The organism is Limoniibacter endophyticus, from assembly GCF_014652835.1.
GTDB classification, from domain to species: domain Bacteria; phylum Pseudomonadota; class Alphaproteobacteria; order Rhizobiales; family Rhizobiaceae; genus Limoniibacter; species Limoniibacter endophyticus.
The window spans coordinates 148,329-161,329 of the sequence record NZ_BMZO01000003.1 but is presented as its reverse complement, the minus strand read 5'-3'; the positions used below and the strand labels follow the sequence as shown (position 1 = coordinate 161,329).

Sequence of the window (13,001 nt, the reverse complement as noted above, 5' to 3'; positions counted from 1 at the left end):
CGATCTGCTCGCGCTCATCCTCGATGCCTCTGCCTATATGGACGGACGTATCGACCCGCCCTCAACTCGACCTCGCAGGACTCCAGGCCAAAGCTCGAGATGAGCTTGCTTATGCCGCGCGACAGGACAATGAGATTGTCGGCTGCGTCATCTGCAAGCCCGAGAGTGATTGTCTCTACATTGGTAAGCTCGCCGTCAGCCCGAGAACTCGCGAGCATGGCATTGGAAGGCTGTTGCTCGATACGCGATTCAGGAAGCAAGACGCCTGAAGCTGCCGGCACGTCGGCTACAGATCCAGATTGAACTCATCGAAAACCATGCGCGGTTTGCAAAGTGGGGATTTGTCGAAACCGCTCAAACCGCACATCCTGGCTTTAACCGCCAACGTCGATAGAAATGCACCGCATGATCTAGCTGAGAGGGCTAAATCCGGTTCGGGAGCACGCGGTCCGGTGGGCGATGCCCGTCGTAAAAGGCGCGAACGTTGATGATGACCTTCTCGCCCATGTCGATGCGCGCCTCAATGGTCGCAGAGCCCAGATGGGGCAGGAGCACGGCCTTGCCCTGGCGTGCAAGATCGAGAAGCTTCGGATTGATCGACGGCTCGTGCGCGAAGACGTCCAGCCCTGCGCCGGCGATCTTGCCAGCCTCCATCAGCTCGATCAACGCTTCTTCATCGATGATATCACCGCGGGCAATATTGACGATGAAGGCGGATGGTTGAATGAGCGCCAGACGGCGCGCCGATAGAAGGTGAAACGTGGCCGGCGTGGAAGGACAATTGACCGAGATTATGTCCATGCGGGCCAGCATCTGGTCCAGGCTGTCCCAATAAGTTGCTTCCAGCTCGTCTTCCAGCGCCGGCGAAACGCGATTGCGGTTGTGATAGTGGATCGAGAGCCCGAATGCCTTGGCGCGGCGGGCAAGCGCGGTTCCAATGCGTCCCATGCCAACAATGCCAAGACGTTTGCCCCAGATACGACGACCGAGCATCCAGGTCGGCGACCAGCCCCCCCATTTGTCCTGGTCAATGACCACATGCGCGCCTTCGACCAAGCGTCGCGGCACGGCGAGCAAAAGTGCCATGGTCATGTCAGCCGTGTCTTCCGTCAACACGTTTGGCGTATTTGTTACAACAATGCCGGCTTTGGCGGCAGCAGCAACGTCGATATGATCGACACCATTGCCGAAGCTGGCGATCAGCTTCAGGTTCTCGCCGGCCTTGGCAATCAGCTCCGCGTCAATGCGGTCCGTAATGGTGGGAACCAGCACGTCGGCCTCCGCCATTGCCGCGGCTAGCTGCTCCTGTGACATCGGCGTATCGTCGATATTGAGCCGCGCGTCAAACAGCTCGCGCATGCGGGTTTCCACAGGATCGGGCAATTTTCGCGTAATGACCACCAAGGGTTTCTTTTTGCCGGCCATCATTTCCTCAAATTTAAGGGTCGTTAAAGACCTCTTTAACCAAGACCGGCGACAGTGGGTGTCACCGGTTCGATCTCCTCCCCCCTTCTCTAACAAGACAGGGGGATGATGACAAAGAAAAACCACCTTGTTTCAGACGCGTTTGAATTTGGGGCTCTTGTAACATGCGTAAAGGCGGCGTCTCCGCTTCTCTCCTGGCTCTCGCTACATTCATTGCGGCTGTCGGCACATTCAACCTGACGCCTGTCACCATTGCTCTGGCGCAGGAGACCCGCGTCGGCCCGAGCGGCCTTCCTCTGCCCCGTTTCGTCTCGCTCAAGTCCGGTCGCGTCAATGCACGCGTCGGTCCCGGCCTCAACTATGCGATCAGCTGGCTTTATATCAAGGCGGGGCTGCCCGTCGAAATCATTCAGGAATTCGACAACTGGCGTAAAATCCGAGATTCGGAAGGCGCTGTCGGCTGGGTCAACCAATCTCTGCTTTCGGGACGACGGACGATTCTTGCCGCGCCCTGGGAAAAGGACAAGGAACAGCTCATACCTGTCTATTCGCAGCCGCAGGACGGCGCGCGCTTGATCGCGCAGGTTGAGCCGGGCGCGTTCGGCCAGTTGCAGCAGTGTAACGGCACCTGGTGCCAGATCAGCTTCAACGGACGCGAAGGGTGGATGGACCAGACGCGCCTCTGGGGCGCCTATCCCGGAGAAAAGATCGAGGAATAATTGTCAGGCGCTATAAACAGCATCGAGAGCAGGAACGCCCTCGCATGAAACAATGCCGCGCTCGACCAGATCTTCCAGATGCGCGAAGACCGACAGAGCGGCCGCGCCATGCAGACGCGGATCGGTATCGCGATAAATGGCCTTGACCATGTCGGAAATCAGCCGATCACCCTTCTTCAAACGCTCGACAATGGCGCTTTCCCGCATACGTCGGTGCGTTTTCATCGCACGCACGAAGGGCTTCGGCCGCAGAACCGGCCCGCCATGACCCGGGTAATAGATACGATCTTCCCGTTCCAGCAGGCGATCGAGTGAATCCATGTAATCTGTCATGGACCCATCAGGCGGCGCCACGATGCTGGTTGCCCAAGCCATAACATGATCGGCCGAGAAAAGAACGCCCGTGCCGACCAGGGCAAAGGCGGCATGATTTGCACAATGTCCCGGCGTAAAGACGGTTTGCAAAGCCCAGCCATCGCCCTCAATCAGATCGTGATGCTCAACGATAACGTCCGGCGTGAAATTCGTATCGGCAGAAGCTTCGAGACGATTGACTTCACCTTCATGCAAAGCGCGCGCCGCCTTGTGCGGACCGATCGCGACCATGACCGCGCCGGTCTTCCGTGCCAGCATGGGCGCTAACGTGGAATGATCGGCATGGGTGTGACTGACGAAAATATGGCTGACCGGCCGATCGTCGATGGTCTTGAGAAGGCTGGTAAGATGCGCTTCGTCAGCCGGGCCCGGATCGATGACAGCAAGCGTCTCCGTACCTATGATATAACTGTTCGTGCCCTGGAAGGTGAAGGCGCTGGGATTTTTGGCGGTGATGCGCCGAATGCCGTTCTCAAGCTGAACGGGCTGACCGTGATCGGGCTTAAAATCCAGAACGAACTCCATTCAGTGCAACCCCGCTACTCATGCCCTTTCGCGCGACCATAGCGAAGCCAAGCGAAAGGATAAAGACGTCAGGTACCGGGCTGGTCTCAGGAATCGCCCATCTTGAGCGCCTGGATGAAAGCTTCCTGCGGAATATCGACCTTGCCGAACTGCCGCATCTTCTTCTTGCCTTCCTTCTGCTTTTCCAGGAGTTTGCGCTTGCGCGTAGCATCACCGCCATAGCACTTCGCCGTCACGTCCTTGCGCAGGGCAGCAATCGTTTCGCGCGCGATCACATGGCCCCCAATAGCTGCCTGGATCGGGATCTTGAACATGTGACGCGGGATCAGATCCTTGAGCTTTTCGCAAAGTTCGCGGCCGCGCTTTTCGGCGGCATGACGATGAACCATCATCGACAGCGCGTCGACCGGCTCGCCATTAACGAGGATCGACATCTTAACCAGATCGCCTTCGCGCAGTTCCAGCATCTGATAGTCGAAGGAAGCGTAGCCGCGCGAAATCGACTTGAGGCGATCGTAAAAGTCGAAGACGACCTCGTTGAGCGGCAGATCATAAACCAGCATGGCGCGTGTCCCTACATAGGACAAATCGTGCTGGATGCCACGGCGATCCTGACACAGCTTGAGGATCGACCCCATATATTCATCCGGCGTCAGGATGGTGGCGCGAATCCATGGCTCATCAATATGGTCGACCTTGACGACATCCGGCATGTCGGCTGGATTGTGTAGCTCGCGCTTCTCGCCACTTGTCATCGTCAGCTCATAAACAACGGACGGGGCGGTCGCAATCAGGTCGAGATTGAACTCGCGTTCCAGACGCTCCTGAATGATTTCGAGGTGAAGGAGACCCAGGAAGCCACAGCGGAAACCGAAACCAAGTGCGGCAGATGATTCCATCTCGAACGAGAAGGACGCATCGTTTAGACGCAGCTTGCCCATGGCCGCGCGCAAGTCCTCGAAATCATCGGCATCAACAGGGAAAAGGCCACAGAAAACGACCGGTTGCGCTGGCTTGAAGCCCGGCAGTGCCTGCGGCGTCGGGCGCTTGTCCTCTGTAATCGTATCGCCGACGCGCGTATCGGCAACTTCCTTGATCGAGGCTGTGATGAAGCCAATCTCGCCTGGTCCGAGCTCGCCGACAGTAACCATCTTCGGCGTGATCACGCCAACGCGCTCGACCGGATATTTTGCGCCAGTACCCATCATGCGAATGGTCTGGCCCTTTTTCAGAACGCCATCAATGATGCGAACCAGAACGATGACGCCAAGATAGGAATCATACCAGCTATCGACCAGAAGCGCTTTCAGCGGTGCATCGCGATTGCCTTCCTTCGGTGCCGGCAACTGCGTGACGATGGCTTCCAGAACCTTGTCGATGCCCAGGCCGGTCTTGGCAGAAATCTCGACGGCTTGCGAGGCATCAATGCCGATCACTTCCTCGATCTGCGTCTTGACGCGCTCTGGCTCGGCAGCCGGCAGATCCACCTTGTTCAGTACAGTGACGATCTCGTGATCATTGTCAATTGCCTGATAGACATTGGCCAAGGTCTGCGCTTCCACGCCTTGGCTGGCATCTACGACGAGAAGCGAGCCCTCGCACGCGGAAAGCGAACGTGACACCTCATAGGCGAAGTCGACGTGACCGGGCGTATCAATCAGATTGAGCACGTAATGCTCGCCGTCCTTGGCGTCATATTCAAGACGCACCGTATTGGCCTTGATCGTGATACCGCGCTCGCGCTCGATATCCATCGCGTCAAGTATCTGATCTTTCATCTCGCGCTCTTCAATCGAACCGGTCATCTGGATCAGACGATCGGCAAGGGTGGACTTGCCGTGGTCGATGTGGGCAACGATGGAGAAATTGCGAATATTGGACAGCTTTGTGCTCATGGCCCGCATTTAGCAGTAGCCGAGGCAAAGGAAAAGCAGGAAACGTTCGACATTTTGCCATAGATGCCGGAAGGCCACCCTTTCTTCGGCCAAAGCCCGGATAAGCGCCGGAACCGGAATGAAAGCGGGCTGTTTCCATCGACGGGACATAGTTGCAACTCGCGGCTTGAAATTTCGTCGCGCTTCACCTTTGTTTGCCCCTATGAGAAAAAAACATTTGCCAGAGCCCTTACCTCCCACCTCTCGATCAACCTCGCTTACCGGTCCGCTCGTCATCGGTGCCGCAATTTGCTTTATCGCCTTCCTGATCCTGAGCCAGTTGATCAACCCTGATGAGCCGTTCCCCGTGGATCAGCAGCTCATTCTGGCCTTTCGGTCTGCGACCGATGCCAATATCGCCATCGGCCCAAGTTGGCTGCAGGAAGCCGTACGCGATGTTACGGCACTCGGATCGTCAACGCTTCTTTGTTTCGTCTACCTCGTCGCTCTCTATTTCCTGGGGCGGCTTGGGCGTGTTCCGGATGCAATCTTCCTGACACTCGCCGTTGCCGGTGGCCAATTCCTGTCGACGTTGCTCAAACTCATCGTGGCGCGTCCTCGACCCGATATTCTTGAACCACTGATGGCGGTCCATTCAGCGAGCTTCCCAAGCAGCCACGCGATGATGTCGATCGTGCTTTATCTGACGCTTGCCTCGATCCTTGCCGGCATAGTCGGGCAAATGCGCGTCCGTATCGCCTTTTTTAGTCTTGCCTTCCTCATCACCTTCGCGATCGGTATCTCAAGGCTCTATCTTGGCGTCCACTGGCCAAGCGACGTCCTCGGCGGCTGGATCGCCGGTGGAGGCTGGGTGCTTCTGTGCTGGCTGCTGCGGCGCTGGTATGAAGACCGAAAAACAACAGCATAGACTTCTCGAAATGCCGCCTCTTCGGCGGCATTTTTGCATGGCTTCCCTATTCCTCCTGCTTATTGACCCTGCAGCCAGCATGTCTTAATTTAGAATAATTCTAATCTGGATACAGGTCGATGCTTTCCTTTTTGCGCCGCAACCATAAACGCACCTTAGACAGTCTGTCGGAGGCGGAGATCCTTGCCCTCGCCATTTCCTCGGAAGAGGATGATGCGCGCATATATCGCGCCTATGCAGATGGCCTGCGTGATGATTTTCCGGCTTCGGCAACCGTTTTTGAGGAAATGGCGCAGGAGGAAGACGAACATCGTTCGCAACTGATTGCGCTTTTCGAGCAGAGATGCGGCAATGTGATCCCGCTCATTCGCCGAGATCACGTGCATGGCTTTCCGGAGCGCAGGCCGGACTGGCTGGTGAAGCCATTCGGGCTGGAGGCCGTTCGCAACCAGGCAGAGGCCATGGAGCGTCAGGCCGAGCGTTTTTATCTGGCAGCTGCAAAACGCTCGCAGGATCCGGCTATTCGCGACCTTCTTGGCACTCTTGCCGCCGCGGAGAGCAACCACCAGACGCTAGCCCGTGATCTTGCCGATAAGCATCTGCCGATGGAGATAGCTGAAGAAGAGATAGGCAAGGAGCGTCGCCAATTCATTCTGACTTACGTACAGCCTGGCCTCGCTGGCCTGATGGACGGTTCGGTTTCCACACTTGCGCCAATCTTTGCCGCAGCTTTTGCGACGCAAGATACGTGGCAGACTTTTCTCGTCGGCCTCGCAGCCTCGGTCGGAGCCGGTATTTCGATGGGCTTTACAGAAGTGGCGTCCGACGACGGCAGGCTGTCGGGGCGCGGTTCGCCGGTCAAGCGGGGTCTCGCAACAGGCATCATGACGACAGTGGGCGGACTGGGGCACACGTTGCCTTATCTCATCCCGCATTTTAATACAGCCACGGCAATCGCTTTCGCTATCGTCTTCGTCGAACTCTGGGTAATCGCTTATATCCAGAACCGCTATATGGAGACGCCCTTCTGGCGTGCTACCTTGCAAATCGTGCTTGGTGGCGGGCTGGTTCTAGCCGCAGGCATGCTCATCGGAAGTGCCTGAAACGAAGAAGGCCGATGTGATGCACCGGCCTTCTCGCCTGAAATCTTCGGGTTTATGCCAGACCTTCGAATAGCGCCGTCGAAAGATAACGCTCGGCAAAGGATGGGATGATGATGACGATCGTCTTGCCTTCATTTTCCGGCCGGGACCCGACTTCGATCGCAGCCTGCAAGGCTGCGCCTGAAGAAATGCCGACCGGAATGCCTTCGAGACGCGCCAAGAGACGCGCATTGGCAAAAGCATCGTCATTTGAAACCGTAACGACCTCATCATAAACCGTGCGATCGAGAACGGCTGGCGCAAAGCCCGCACCGATGCCTTGGATCTTGTGCGGTCCTGGCTCACCGCCCGACAGGACCGGTGAAGCGTCAGGCTCCACGGCAATAATGCGGACGTCGGGCTTGCGCTGCTTCAGAACCTGGCCGACGCCGGTGATCGTGCCGCCAGTACCAATACCGGAAACGAGTATGTCGACCTGGCCATCCGTATCGTTCCAGATTTCTTCCGCGGTAGTGACGCGGTGAATCTCGGGATTTGCAGGGTTCTGAAACTGCTGCGGAATAATGGCATCCGGCACCGATTGCGCCAATTCTTCTGCCTTGGCTATAGCTCCCTTCATGCCTTTCGCGCCTTCCGTCAGCACAAGCTCGGCTCCCAGCAACGCCAGCATCTTGCGTCGCTCTATCGACATGGTTTCAGGCATGGTCAGGATGAGCTTGTACCCTTTCGCGGCCGCCGCGAAGGCCAAGGCGATGCCGGTATTGCCGGAGGTCGGCTCGATCAGAGTAGACTCACCGGGCTTGATCTTGCCTTCACGTTCCAGCGCTTCCAGCATAGCAACGCCTATGCGATCCTTCACGGAGGCAATCGGGTTAAAAAATTCAAGCTTGGCCAGCAGCGTGGCCTTGACGCCTTTTTCCTTCGCGAATTTTTCAATCCTTACCAACGGCGTATCGCCGATAGTTTCGGTTATATTGGCATAGACGCGACCGCGTCCATGCGTGCGTGCAACAGGCTTAGCGTCGGACATAAGAACCTCCAAAGATTTTGGCAATTCTATTGCAGGAGGAGCGATTTTCCAGCCGAATTCATGCAAGAAATGGCATAGCCTTAGAATGAATTTCTAGCAGGAACCCCTCCTGCGACCACTTATTTCTTCAAGTCGCGCTACTTAAAGAACAAAGCCGATCCCCCTGTTCCAAGGAACGTTTCTGCTTTCCGTTCCGTTGTCCCCATACACGAAATGGAGGCTCTTCAATGCTGAGACTTGAACATGGCATCTGGGTCGTGGTTGCAGACGGCGAGAAAGCGCTCTTCTTGCGCAATGAAGGCGATACTGAACTGCCCAACCTGAAAGTCGCGCAAGAAATGGAAAAAGACAATCCAGCAACGCGAGAACAGGGCACAGATCGTCCCGGGCGAATGAGCGATGCCGGATCTGAGCATTTCAGTGCCATGGAAGAAACGGACTGGCATAGGATAGAAAAGGAGCGTTTTGCCGATACGATTGCAGATAAGCTCTACAAGCTCGCGCATGAGAAAAAGCTTGGCAAGCTTGTCCTGATCGCGCCGCCGACGGTTCTAGGCGATATGCGCAAGAAGCTGCACAAGGAAGTCAGCGATCTGATCGTCGCTGAAATTCCCAAAACCTTGACCAACCATCCAGTTGACCAGATCGAGAAGCATCTGCTCGCCCTCTGAGGATATCGGGTTGAGCAAAAATCCGCCGGGCTGCTGTCCGGCGGATTTTTTAAAGATTATCCGTCGTGACCTTCAAGGATCATCATCATCTTTGCCACTGCGTGCTTTTCGCGAATCGCTTTCGCCGCCTGATATTCCGGCGCATTGTAGCAGTCCTTCGCCGCCTGCATGCTTTCAAATTCGATGATCACGTTGCGCCCGGCGCTATCGCCCTCGAGGGACTCGAATGGGCCTCCGCGTGCGAGGAATTTAGCACCATAGCGTTCGAAGGCGGGTTTGGCCGTCGCGATGTAATCCTTGTAGCCTTCGGGGTCGTTCACCTGAACATGAGCAACCCAGTATGCCTTTGGCATTTCTTCCTCCCTTGGAATCAAACGATGGCCGATCGCATCTCGGCAATAATGGCTTCCGCGACTGCGCGTGGGTCCGGGGCCTGCGTTATTGGCCGTGCCACGACCAAATGGCTGGAACCTGCACGGATGGCGTCCGCTGGTGTCATGACACGTTTCTGGTCGCCCGCGGCGCTGCCTGCCGGTCGGATTCCGGGCGTGACAATTGCCATATCCGAGCCGACAAGGGCGCGAACCTTCTGCGCTTCCTGTGCAGAACAGACGACACCACCCATACCCGCGTCGCGTGCTTGTGCAACGCGGCGTAGGACCAGCGCCTCCGCCCCTTCGGCATAACCCGTCTCACGTAGATCGGCGTCGTCCATGGACGTCAGAACGGTGACGCCGAGCAGGCACAAGCCCGAGTCTTTGGCCGCCTCCACCGCTGCACGCATCGCCTTGGGATAAGCGTGGAGCGTCAACATGGTGACCCCCATATGGGCAATATTCTCCACCCCGCTTGCCACTGTATTATCGATGTCGAGCAATTTCATGTCGAGAAAGACGTTCTTGCCCTCCTTGAGAAGGTCGCGTGCCAGTTCAAGGCCACCGACAAAAGCCAGCTGGTAGCCAATCTTGTAAAAGGAAACGCTGTCCCCCAGGGTTGTTACGAGCTTTTCAGCTGTTGTCCGATCTGGCAAATCCAGACCGACGATCAAGCGGGTCTTCATATTTTTCAAGGCTCCCTTCTTCCAGCAATAGCGGCGGCATAGTCCACCAGACGCCGGGCCACAAGCCGGATTGCCTTGCGATCGGCTTCTTCCCGTAACGTTCCATCCGCATCGAAAGCTTGCGATGCACGAGAAATCGAACATTGCCGCGCAATGACTTCGACATTGCAGGCGTTGAGCACGGCTCGCAAATGCACAAGGCCGCGCATGCCACCGAGCTTGCCCGGCGAGGACGAGCAGAGCGCCGCCACCTTGTCATCGAAGGGTTTTATCTTCGGATCATGGCCTTCGACGCGGCTTACCCAGTCGATTGCATTCTTGAGAAGCGGCGGCATTGAGCCATTATATTCAGGCGACGCAATCAGAAAACCGTCATGACCTGCAAACTGCCGCGCGAGCGCGATGGCAGCCCTTGGCAGCCCCTCCTCAGCTTCCAGGTCCTGATCCATGATTGGCAAGACGTAGTCGGCAAGAGAGATACGCGTTACTTCCGCACCTTCGGCTGCGAGCGCAGCCTGTGCGGCATCCGCGGTCAAGCCGCTATAGGCACCGGTGCGCAAGGAACCCGCGAAAACAAGAATACGAACCGACACGTCGATTCTCCTCATAATGATTTTAATGCGGAGCCTGGCTCCGCACTCAATCAAGCAGAGGCGCGACGATAAATCCACAGCTGCGCTGGCGGAATGTTGCGCAAGACGAAGTCGAAATGTTCGACCGTATAGTCTCCCTTGCCAGAGGGCACAGGAGATTTCGGACCATAGGTGATCTGGATGACAGGGCGACCGGATGGAATTCGGGCCAAAAGCTTCTCTATATAGGCGACGCGCTCCGGCACCGGAAAATTCAGAAGCGGGACGGCGGAAATGACACTGTCGAACTGTGTCTTGCCTTCGTCACCAAGCGTCTTGTCGAGATCAAAGGCATCGCCATTGATCAGATTGACGCCAGGATAATGCTGCTGGAGATGCGCGAAGAACTCCGACGAATATTCGATCGCTGTGAGCTTCTCCGGTTTCACACCGCGCTCCAGGATCGCTTTGGTGATGACGCCAGTGCCCGGTCCCAGCTCAAGAACCGGAAGGCCTGAGGCGGGGTTGACGACGGAAGCCATGCGTCGCGCCGTGATGCTGCTGGTCGGAATGATAGCGCCGACGGCTTTCGGGCCGTCCATCCACCCTTTGAAGAAGCGCAGCTCCTCATCGAACCTGGAGCCGAATTTCTTCTTGCGTTGCGGACTTGCGCTCATCTGGCGTCCTCTCCCATTGAGTGCCTGTTTCTGCGCCGATTCATATGACGCTTAGTCAAATCAGCATTCTAGCAAACTAGGGACAAATCAAGACCTGAGAGCAATTTGAATGAATTTATCCGGTTTCAGATCCTTTACCCCCTTTCTGCCGGTATATCCAAAGTTTCGCAGGGGGAACGTTGCGCAACACATGCCCGCCAAACTTGAGCTCGTAGCTTCCGCCGTTCCGTGGAACCGGTGCCCGATGGCCGTAGCTGAACTGGATAATGGCACCGTCAGGCCGAATATATTTCAGAAGCTCTACGATGTAGGAGATACGCTCAGTGACGGGATGGTTTAGCAAAGGTAGAGCTGACACAGCGCATTGGAAAAGGGGCGCCGTTTCGCTTGGATCGCCCAGATGCTGGTGCAGATCGAAGGCACTGCCCTGGATGAGCCTTATGTCGGGGAAATCCCTGGACATGCGTTCTGCGAAGCCCGGATCGAACTCTATCGCGGTCAGCCTGGCAGGCTCCAGGCCACGTTGAAGGATAGCGCGGGTGATGGAGCCTGTACCCGGGCCGATCTCCAGTACAGGCAGGGGATCGTCGGGATCAACAATCGCTGCCATTCTTCGCGCGAGAGCCGTCCCCGTCGGCACGAACGCGCCAATGCGGCGCGGGTGGCTCAACCAGGTGCGAAAGAACTGCAAATCATGATCAAGCCGGGCAATGAACCCTCGTTTGGATGAAGCTGACATCGAAATCCTCGTGAGAGGATGGTTGCGTCCCGTTAATCCTCTCAGGTTCCCGATTTTTCACTAAAAGAGTCGAGGAAATCTTTCATCTTCTTGAAAAAGCCCGTCGATTGGGGGCTATTTTCCTGTGACGACAGCTTCTCGAACTCTTCGAGCAGCTCACGCTGGCGCTTCGAAAGATTTTGCGGGGTTTCGATCTCAACCTGAATATACAGATCGCCAAGCTGCGTTTGACGCAGAATTGGCATGCCCTTGCCTTTGAGGCGGAATTGACGATCATTCTGCGTACCTTCGGGCACCCTTACGCGGGTCTGAGTGCCATCCAGCGTCGTAACCTCAAAATCCCCACCGAGAGCTGCCGTCGTCATTGAAATCGGCACCTGACAATAGAGATCAGCGCCGTCGCGCTGAAAGAACTGGTGCGGCTTGACTGACAGGAAAATGTAGAGGTCCCCGGATGGTCCGCCGCGTAATCCCGCCTCCCCTTCGCCAGCAAGACGGATGCGTGTGCCGTCTTCAATGCCCGCCGGGATGTTGACCGACAGCGAGCGCTCCTGCGTGACGCGCCCCTGGCCGGCACATTTCGGGCAAGGGTCCTTGATCGTCTGGCCGCGGCCATGACATTGCGGGCAAGCCCGCTCGACCGAGAAAAAGCCCTGGCTGGCACGTACGCGGCCTGCACCATGGCACATGGAACAGGTCACCGGCGCAGTCCCGGGCTTTGCCCCCGATCCCGAACATTCGTCGCAGGCAATGGAGGTCGGCACGCGTATCTGCGCTGTCTTGCCGGTGTAGGCTTCCTCGAGCGTGATTTCCATATTGTAGCGCATATCTGCGCCGCGCTCGCGGCCATTCGGGGAACGACGCTGACGGCCGCCGCCCATGATATCACCGAAGATGTCTTCGAATATATCGGAGAAGCCTCCGCCACCAAAACCGGCACCGCCACCGAAACCACCGCGACCGCCATTTTCAAAAGCGGCATGGCCGAAACGGTCATAGGCCGCGCGCTTCTGCGGGTCCTTCAATGTTTCGTAGGCTTCGTTGATTTCCTTGAACTTATGCTCCGCGGTCGCATCGCCTGGATTTTTATCCGGATGATACTGCATGGCGAGACGACGAAACGCGACCTTCAGCTCCTTGTCGTCGGCGTTTTTTGCTACGCCGAGCGTTTCGTAAAAATCTGCCTTCATCGATCGAGATTCCCAAATGAGTGCCTGCGCACGAACAAAGGCGCGAGCAAAACGCTCGCGCACCCTTGCGCGCTATCTAGGTGCTAGGGGTCGCAAATGCCATAGTTTGGCGC

At 56.7% G+C, this 13,001-nt stretch carries 14 protein-coding genes and 1 pseudogene; 5 read left to right on the top strand and 10 right to left on the bottom strand.

Going from position 1 to position 13,001, the window contains the following annotated elements; genetic code table 11:
• Positions 1-4: 4 nt before the first annotated feature.
• A pseudogene (locus tag IE151_RS05375) lies at positions 5-414 on the top strand (GNAT family N-acetyltransferase).
• Positions 415-423: 9 nt separating this feature from the next.
• Here IE151_RS05375 and IE151_RS05370 read toward each other — a convergent pair.
• Positions 424-1,425, bottom strand: a complete 1,002-nt coding sequence (locus tag IE151_RS05370) for a 2-hydroxyacid dehydrogenase (protein ID WP_189488692.1) — start codon at positions 1,423-1,425, stop codon at positions 424-426.
• A 164-nt stretch (positions 1,426-1,589) separates the two neighbouring features.
• On the opposite strand from IE151_RS05370, the gene IE151_RS05365 reads away from it, so the two are divergent.
• Positions 1,590-2,144, top strand: coding sequence for an SH3 domain-containing protein (locus IE151_RS05365; protein ID WP_189488690.1), 555 nt, complete (start codon positions 1,590-1,592; stop codon positions 2,142-2,144).
• 3 nt (positions 2,145-2,147) lie between these two features.
• On the opposite strand, the gene IE151_RS05360 is transcribed toward IE151_RS05365, so the two are convergent.
• Both IE151_RS05360 and lepA read right to left on the bottom strand, forming a co-directional pair.
• The gene (locus IE151_RS05360) at positions 2,148-3,044 is read right to left on the bottom strand and encodes an MBL fold metallo-hydrolase (protein ID WP_189488688.1); all 897 of its coding nucleotides are present in this window, start codon (positions 3,042-3,044) and stop codon (positions 2,148-2,150) included.
• Between the two features lie 86 nt (positions 3,045-3,130).
• On the bottom strand, positions 3,131-4,939 hold the full coding sequence (lepA, locus tag IE151_RS05355) for a translation elongation factor 4 (protein WP_189488686.1): 1,809 nt from the start codon (positions 4,937-4,939) through the stop codon (positions 3,131-3,133).
• Between the two features lie 217 nt (positions 4,940-5,156).
• On the opposite strand from lepA, the gene IE151_RS05350 reads away from it, so the two are divergent.
• Both IE151_RS05350 and mbfA read left to right on the top strand, forming a co-directional pair.
• Positions 5,157-5,846 carry a phosphatase PAP2 family protein gene (locus tag IE151_RS05350; RefSeq protein ID WP_189488684.1) on the top strand — a complete coding sequence of 230 codons (690 nt, stop codon included), beginning with the start codon at positions 5,157-5,159 and terminating at the stop codon, positions 5,844-5,846.
• A gap of 119 nt (positions 5,847-5,965) precedes the next feature.
• A complete protein-coding gene (gene mbfA, locus IE151_RS05345; protein WP_189488682.1) occupies positions 5,966-6,949 on the top strand; it encodes an iron exporter MbfA in 984 nt (327 codons plus the stop codon).
• Between the two features lie 52 nt (positions 6,950-7,001).
• Here mbfA and cysK read toward each other — a convergent pair whose 3' ends face one another.
• Complete coding sequence (cysK, locus tag IE151_RS05340; RefSeq protein WP_189488679.1) at positions 7,002-7,979, bottom strand: cysteine synthase A; 978 nt, start codon at positions 7,977-7,979, stop codon at positions 7,002-7,004.
• Between the two features lie 227 nt (positions 7,980-8,206).
• On the opposite strand from cysK, the gene IE151_RS05335 reads away from it, so the two are divergent.
• Complete coding sequence (locus IE151_RS05335) at positions 8,207-8,650, top strand: baeRF12 domain-containing protein (RefSeq protein WP_189488677.1); 444 nt, start codon at positions 8,207-8,209, stop codon at positions 8,648-8,650.
• Between the two features lie 56 nt (positions 8,651-8,706).
• On the opposite strand, the gene IE151_RS05330 is transcribed toward IE151_RS05335, so the two are convergent.
• The 6 genes from IE151_RS05330 to dnaJ form a co-directional block, all read right to left on the bottom strand.
• A complete protein-coding gene (locus IE151_RS05330) occupies positions 8,707-9,003 on the bottom strand; it encodes a DUF1330 domain-containing protein (protein WP_189488669.1) in 297 nt (98 codons plus the stop codon).
• Between the two features lie 17 nt (positions 9,004-9,020).
• Positions 9,021-9,710: an orotidine-5'-phosphate decarboxylase gene (gene pyrF, locus IE151_RS05325; protein ID WP_189488667.1), complete on the bottom strand. Its 690-nt coding sequence runs from the start codon at positions 9,708-9,710 to the stop codon at positions 9,021-9,023.
• A gap of 5 nt (positions 9,711-9,715) precedes the next feature.
• Positions 9,716-10,303: an NADPH-dependent FMN reductase gene (locus IE151_RS05320; protein ID WP_189488665.1), complete on the bottom strand. Its 588-nt coding sequence runs from the start codon at positions 10,301-10,303 to the stop codon at positions 9,716-9,718.
• A gap of 50 nt (positions 10,304-10,353) precedes the next feature.
• Complete coding sequence (gene pmtA / locus IE151_RS05315) at positions 10,354-10,959, bottom strand: phospholipid N-methyltransferase PmtA (protein ID WP_189488663.1); 606 nt, start codon at positions 10,957-10,959, stop codon at positions 10,354-10,356.
• 115 nt (positions 10,960-11,074) lie between these two features.
• Positions 11,075-11,698: a class I SAM-dependent methyltransferase gene (locus IE151_RS05310; RefSeq protein ID WP_189488660.1), complete on the bottom strand. Its 624-nt coding sequence runs from the start codon at positions 11,696-11,698 to the stop codon at positions 11,075-11,077.
• Between the two features lie 41 nt (positions 11,699-11,739).
• A complete protein-coding gene (gene dnaJ, locus IE151_RS05305) occupies positions 11,740-12,888 on the bottom strand; it encodes a molecular chaperone DnaJ (RefSeq protein ID WP_189488658.1) in 1,149 nt (382 codons plus the stop codon).
• Between the last annotated feature and the right edge of the window lie 113 nt (positions 12,889-13,001).

What these genes read in the sequence shown, in the direction of transcription:
- IE151_RS05370 (WP_189488692.1), bottom strand. Translation starts at nt 1,425, where the DNA reads ATGGCCGGCAAAAAGAAACCCTTGGTGGTCATTACGCGAAAATTGCCC.
- IE151_RS05365 (WP_189488690.1), top strand. Translation starts at nt 1,590, where the DNA reads ATGCGTAAAGGCGGCGTCTCCGCTTCTCTCCTGGCTCTCGCTACATTC.
- IE151_RS05360 (WP_189488688.1), bottom strand. Translation starts at nt 3,044, where the DNA reads ATGGAGTTCGTTCTGGATTTTAAGCCCGATCACGGTCAGCCCGTTCAG.
- lepA (WP_189488686.1), bottom strand. Translation starts at nt 4,939, where the DNA reads ATGAGCACAAAGCTGTCCAATATTCGCAATTTCTCCATCGTTGCCCAC.
- mbfA (WP_189488682.1), top strand. Translation starts at nt 5,966, where the DNA reads ATGCTTTCCTTTTTGCGCCGCAACCATAAACGCACCTTAGACAGTCTG.
- cysK (WP_189488679.1), bottom strand. Translation starts at nt 7,979, where the DNA reads ATGTCCGACGCTAAGCCTGTTGCACGCACGCATGGACGCGGTCGCGTC.
- IE151_RS05335 (WP_189488677.1), top strand. Translation starts at nt 8,207, where the DNA reads ATGCTGAGACTTGAACATGGCATCTGGGTCGTGGTTGCAGACGGCGAG.
- IE151_RS05330 (WP_189488669.1), bottom strand. Translation starts at nt 9,003, where the DNA reads ATGCCAAAGGCATACTGGGTTGCTCATGTTCAGGTGAACGACCCCGAA.
- pyrF (WP_189488667.1), bottom strand. Translation starts at nt 9,710, where the DNA reads ATGAAGACCCGCTTGATCGTCGGTCTGGATTTGCCAGATCGGACAACA.
- pmtA (WP_189488663.1), bottom strand. Translation starts at nt 10,959, where the DNA reads ATGAGCGCAAGTCCGCAACGCAAGAAGAAATTCGGCTCCAGGTTCGAT.
- IE151_RS05310 (WP_189488660.1), bottom strand. Translation starts at nt 11,698, where the DNA reads ATGTCAGCTTCATCCAAACGAGGGTTCATTGCCCGGCTTGATCATGAT.
- dnaJ (WP_189488658.1), bottom strand. Translation starts at nt 12,888, where the DNA reads ATGAAGGCAGATTTTTACGAAACGCTCGGCGTAGCAAAAAACGCCGAC.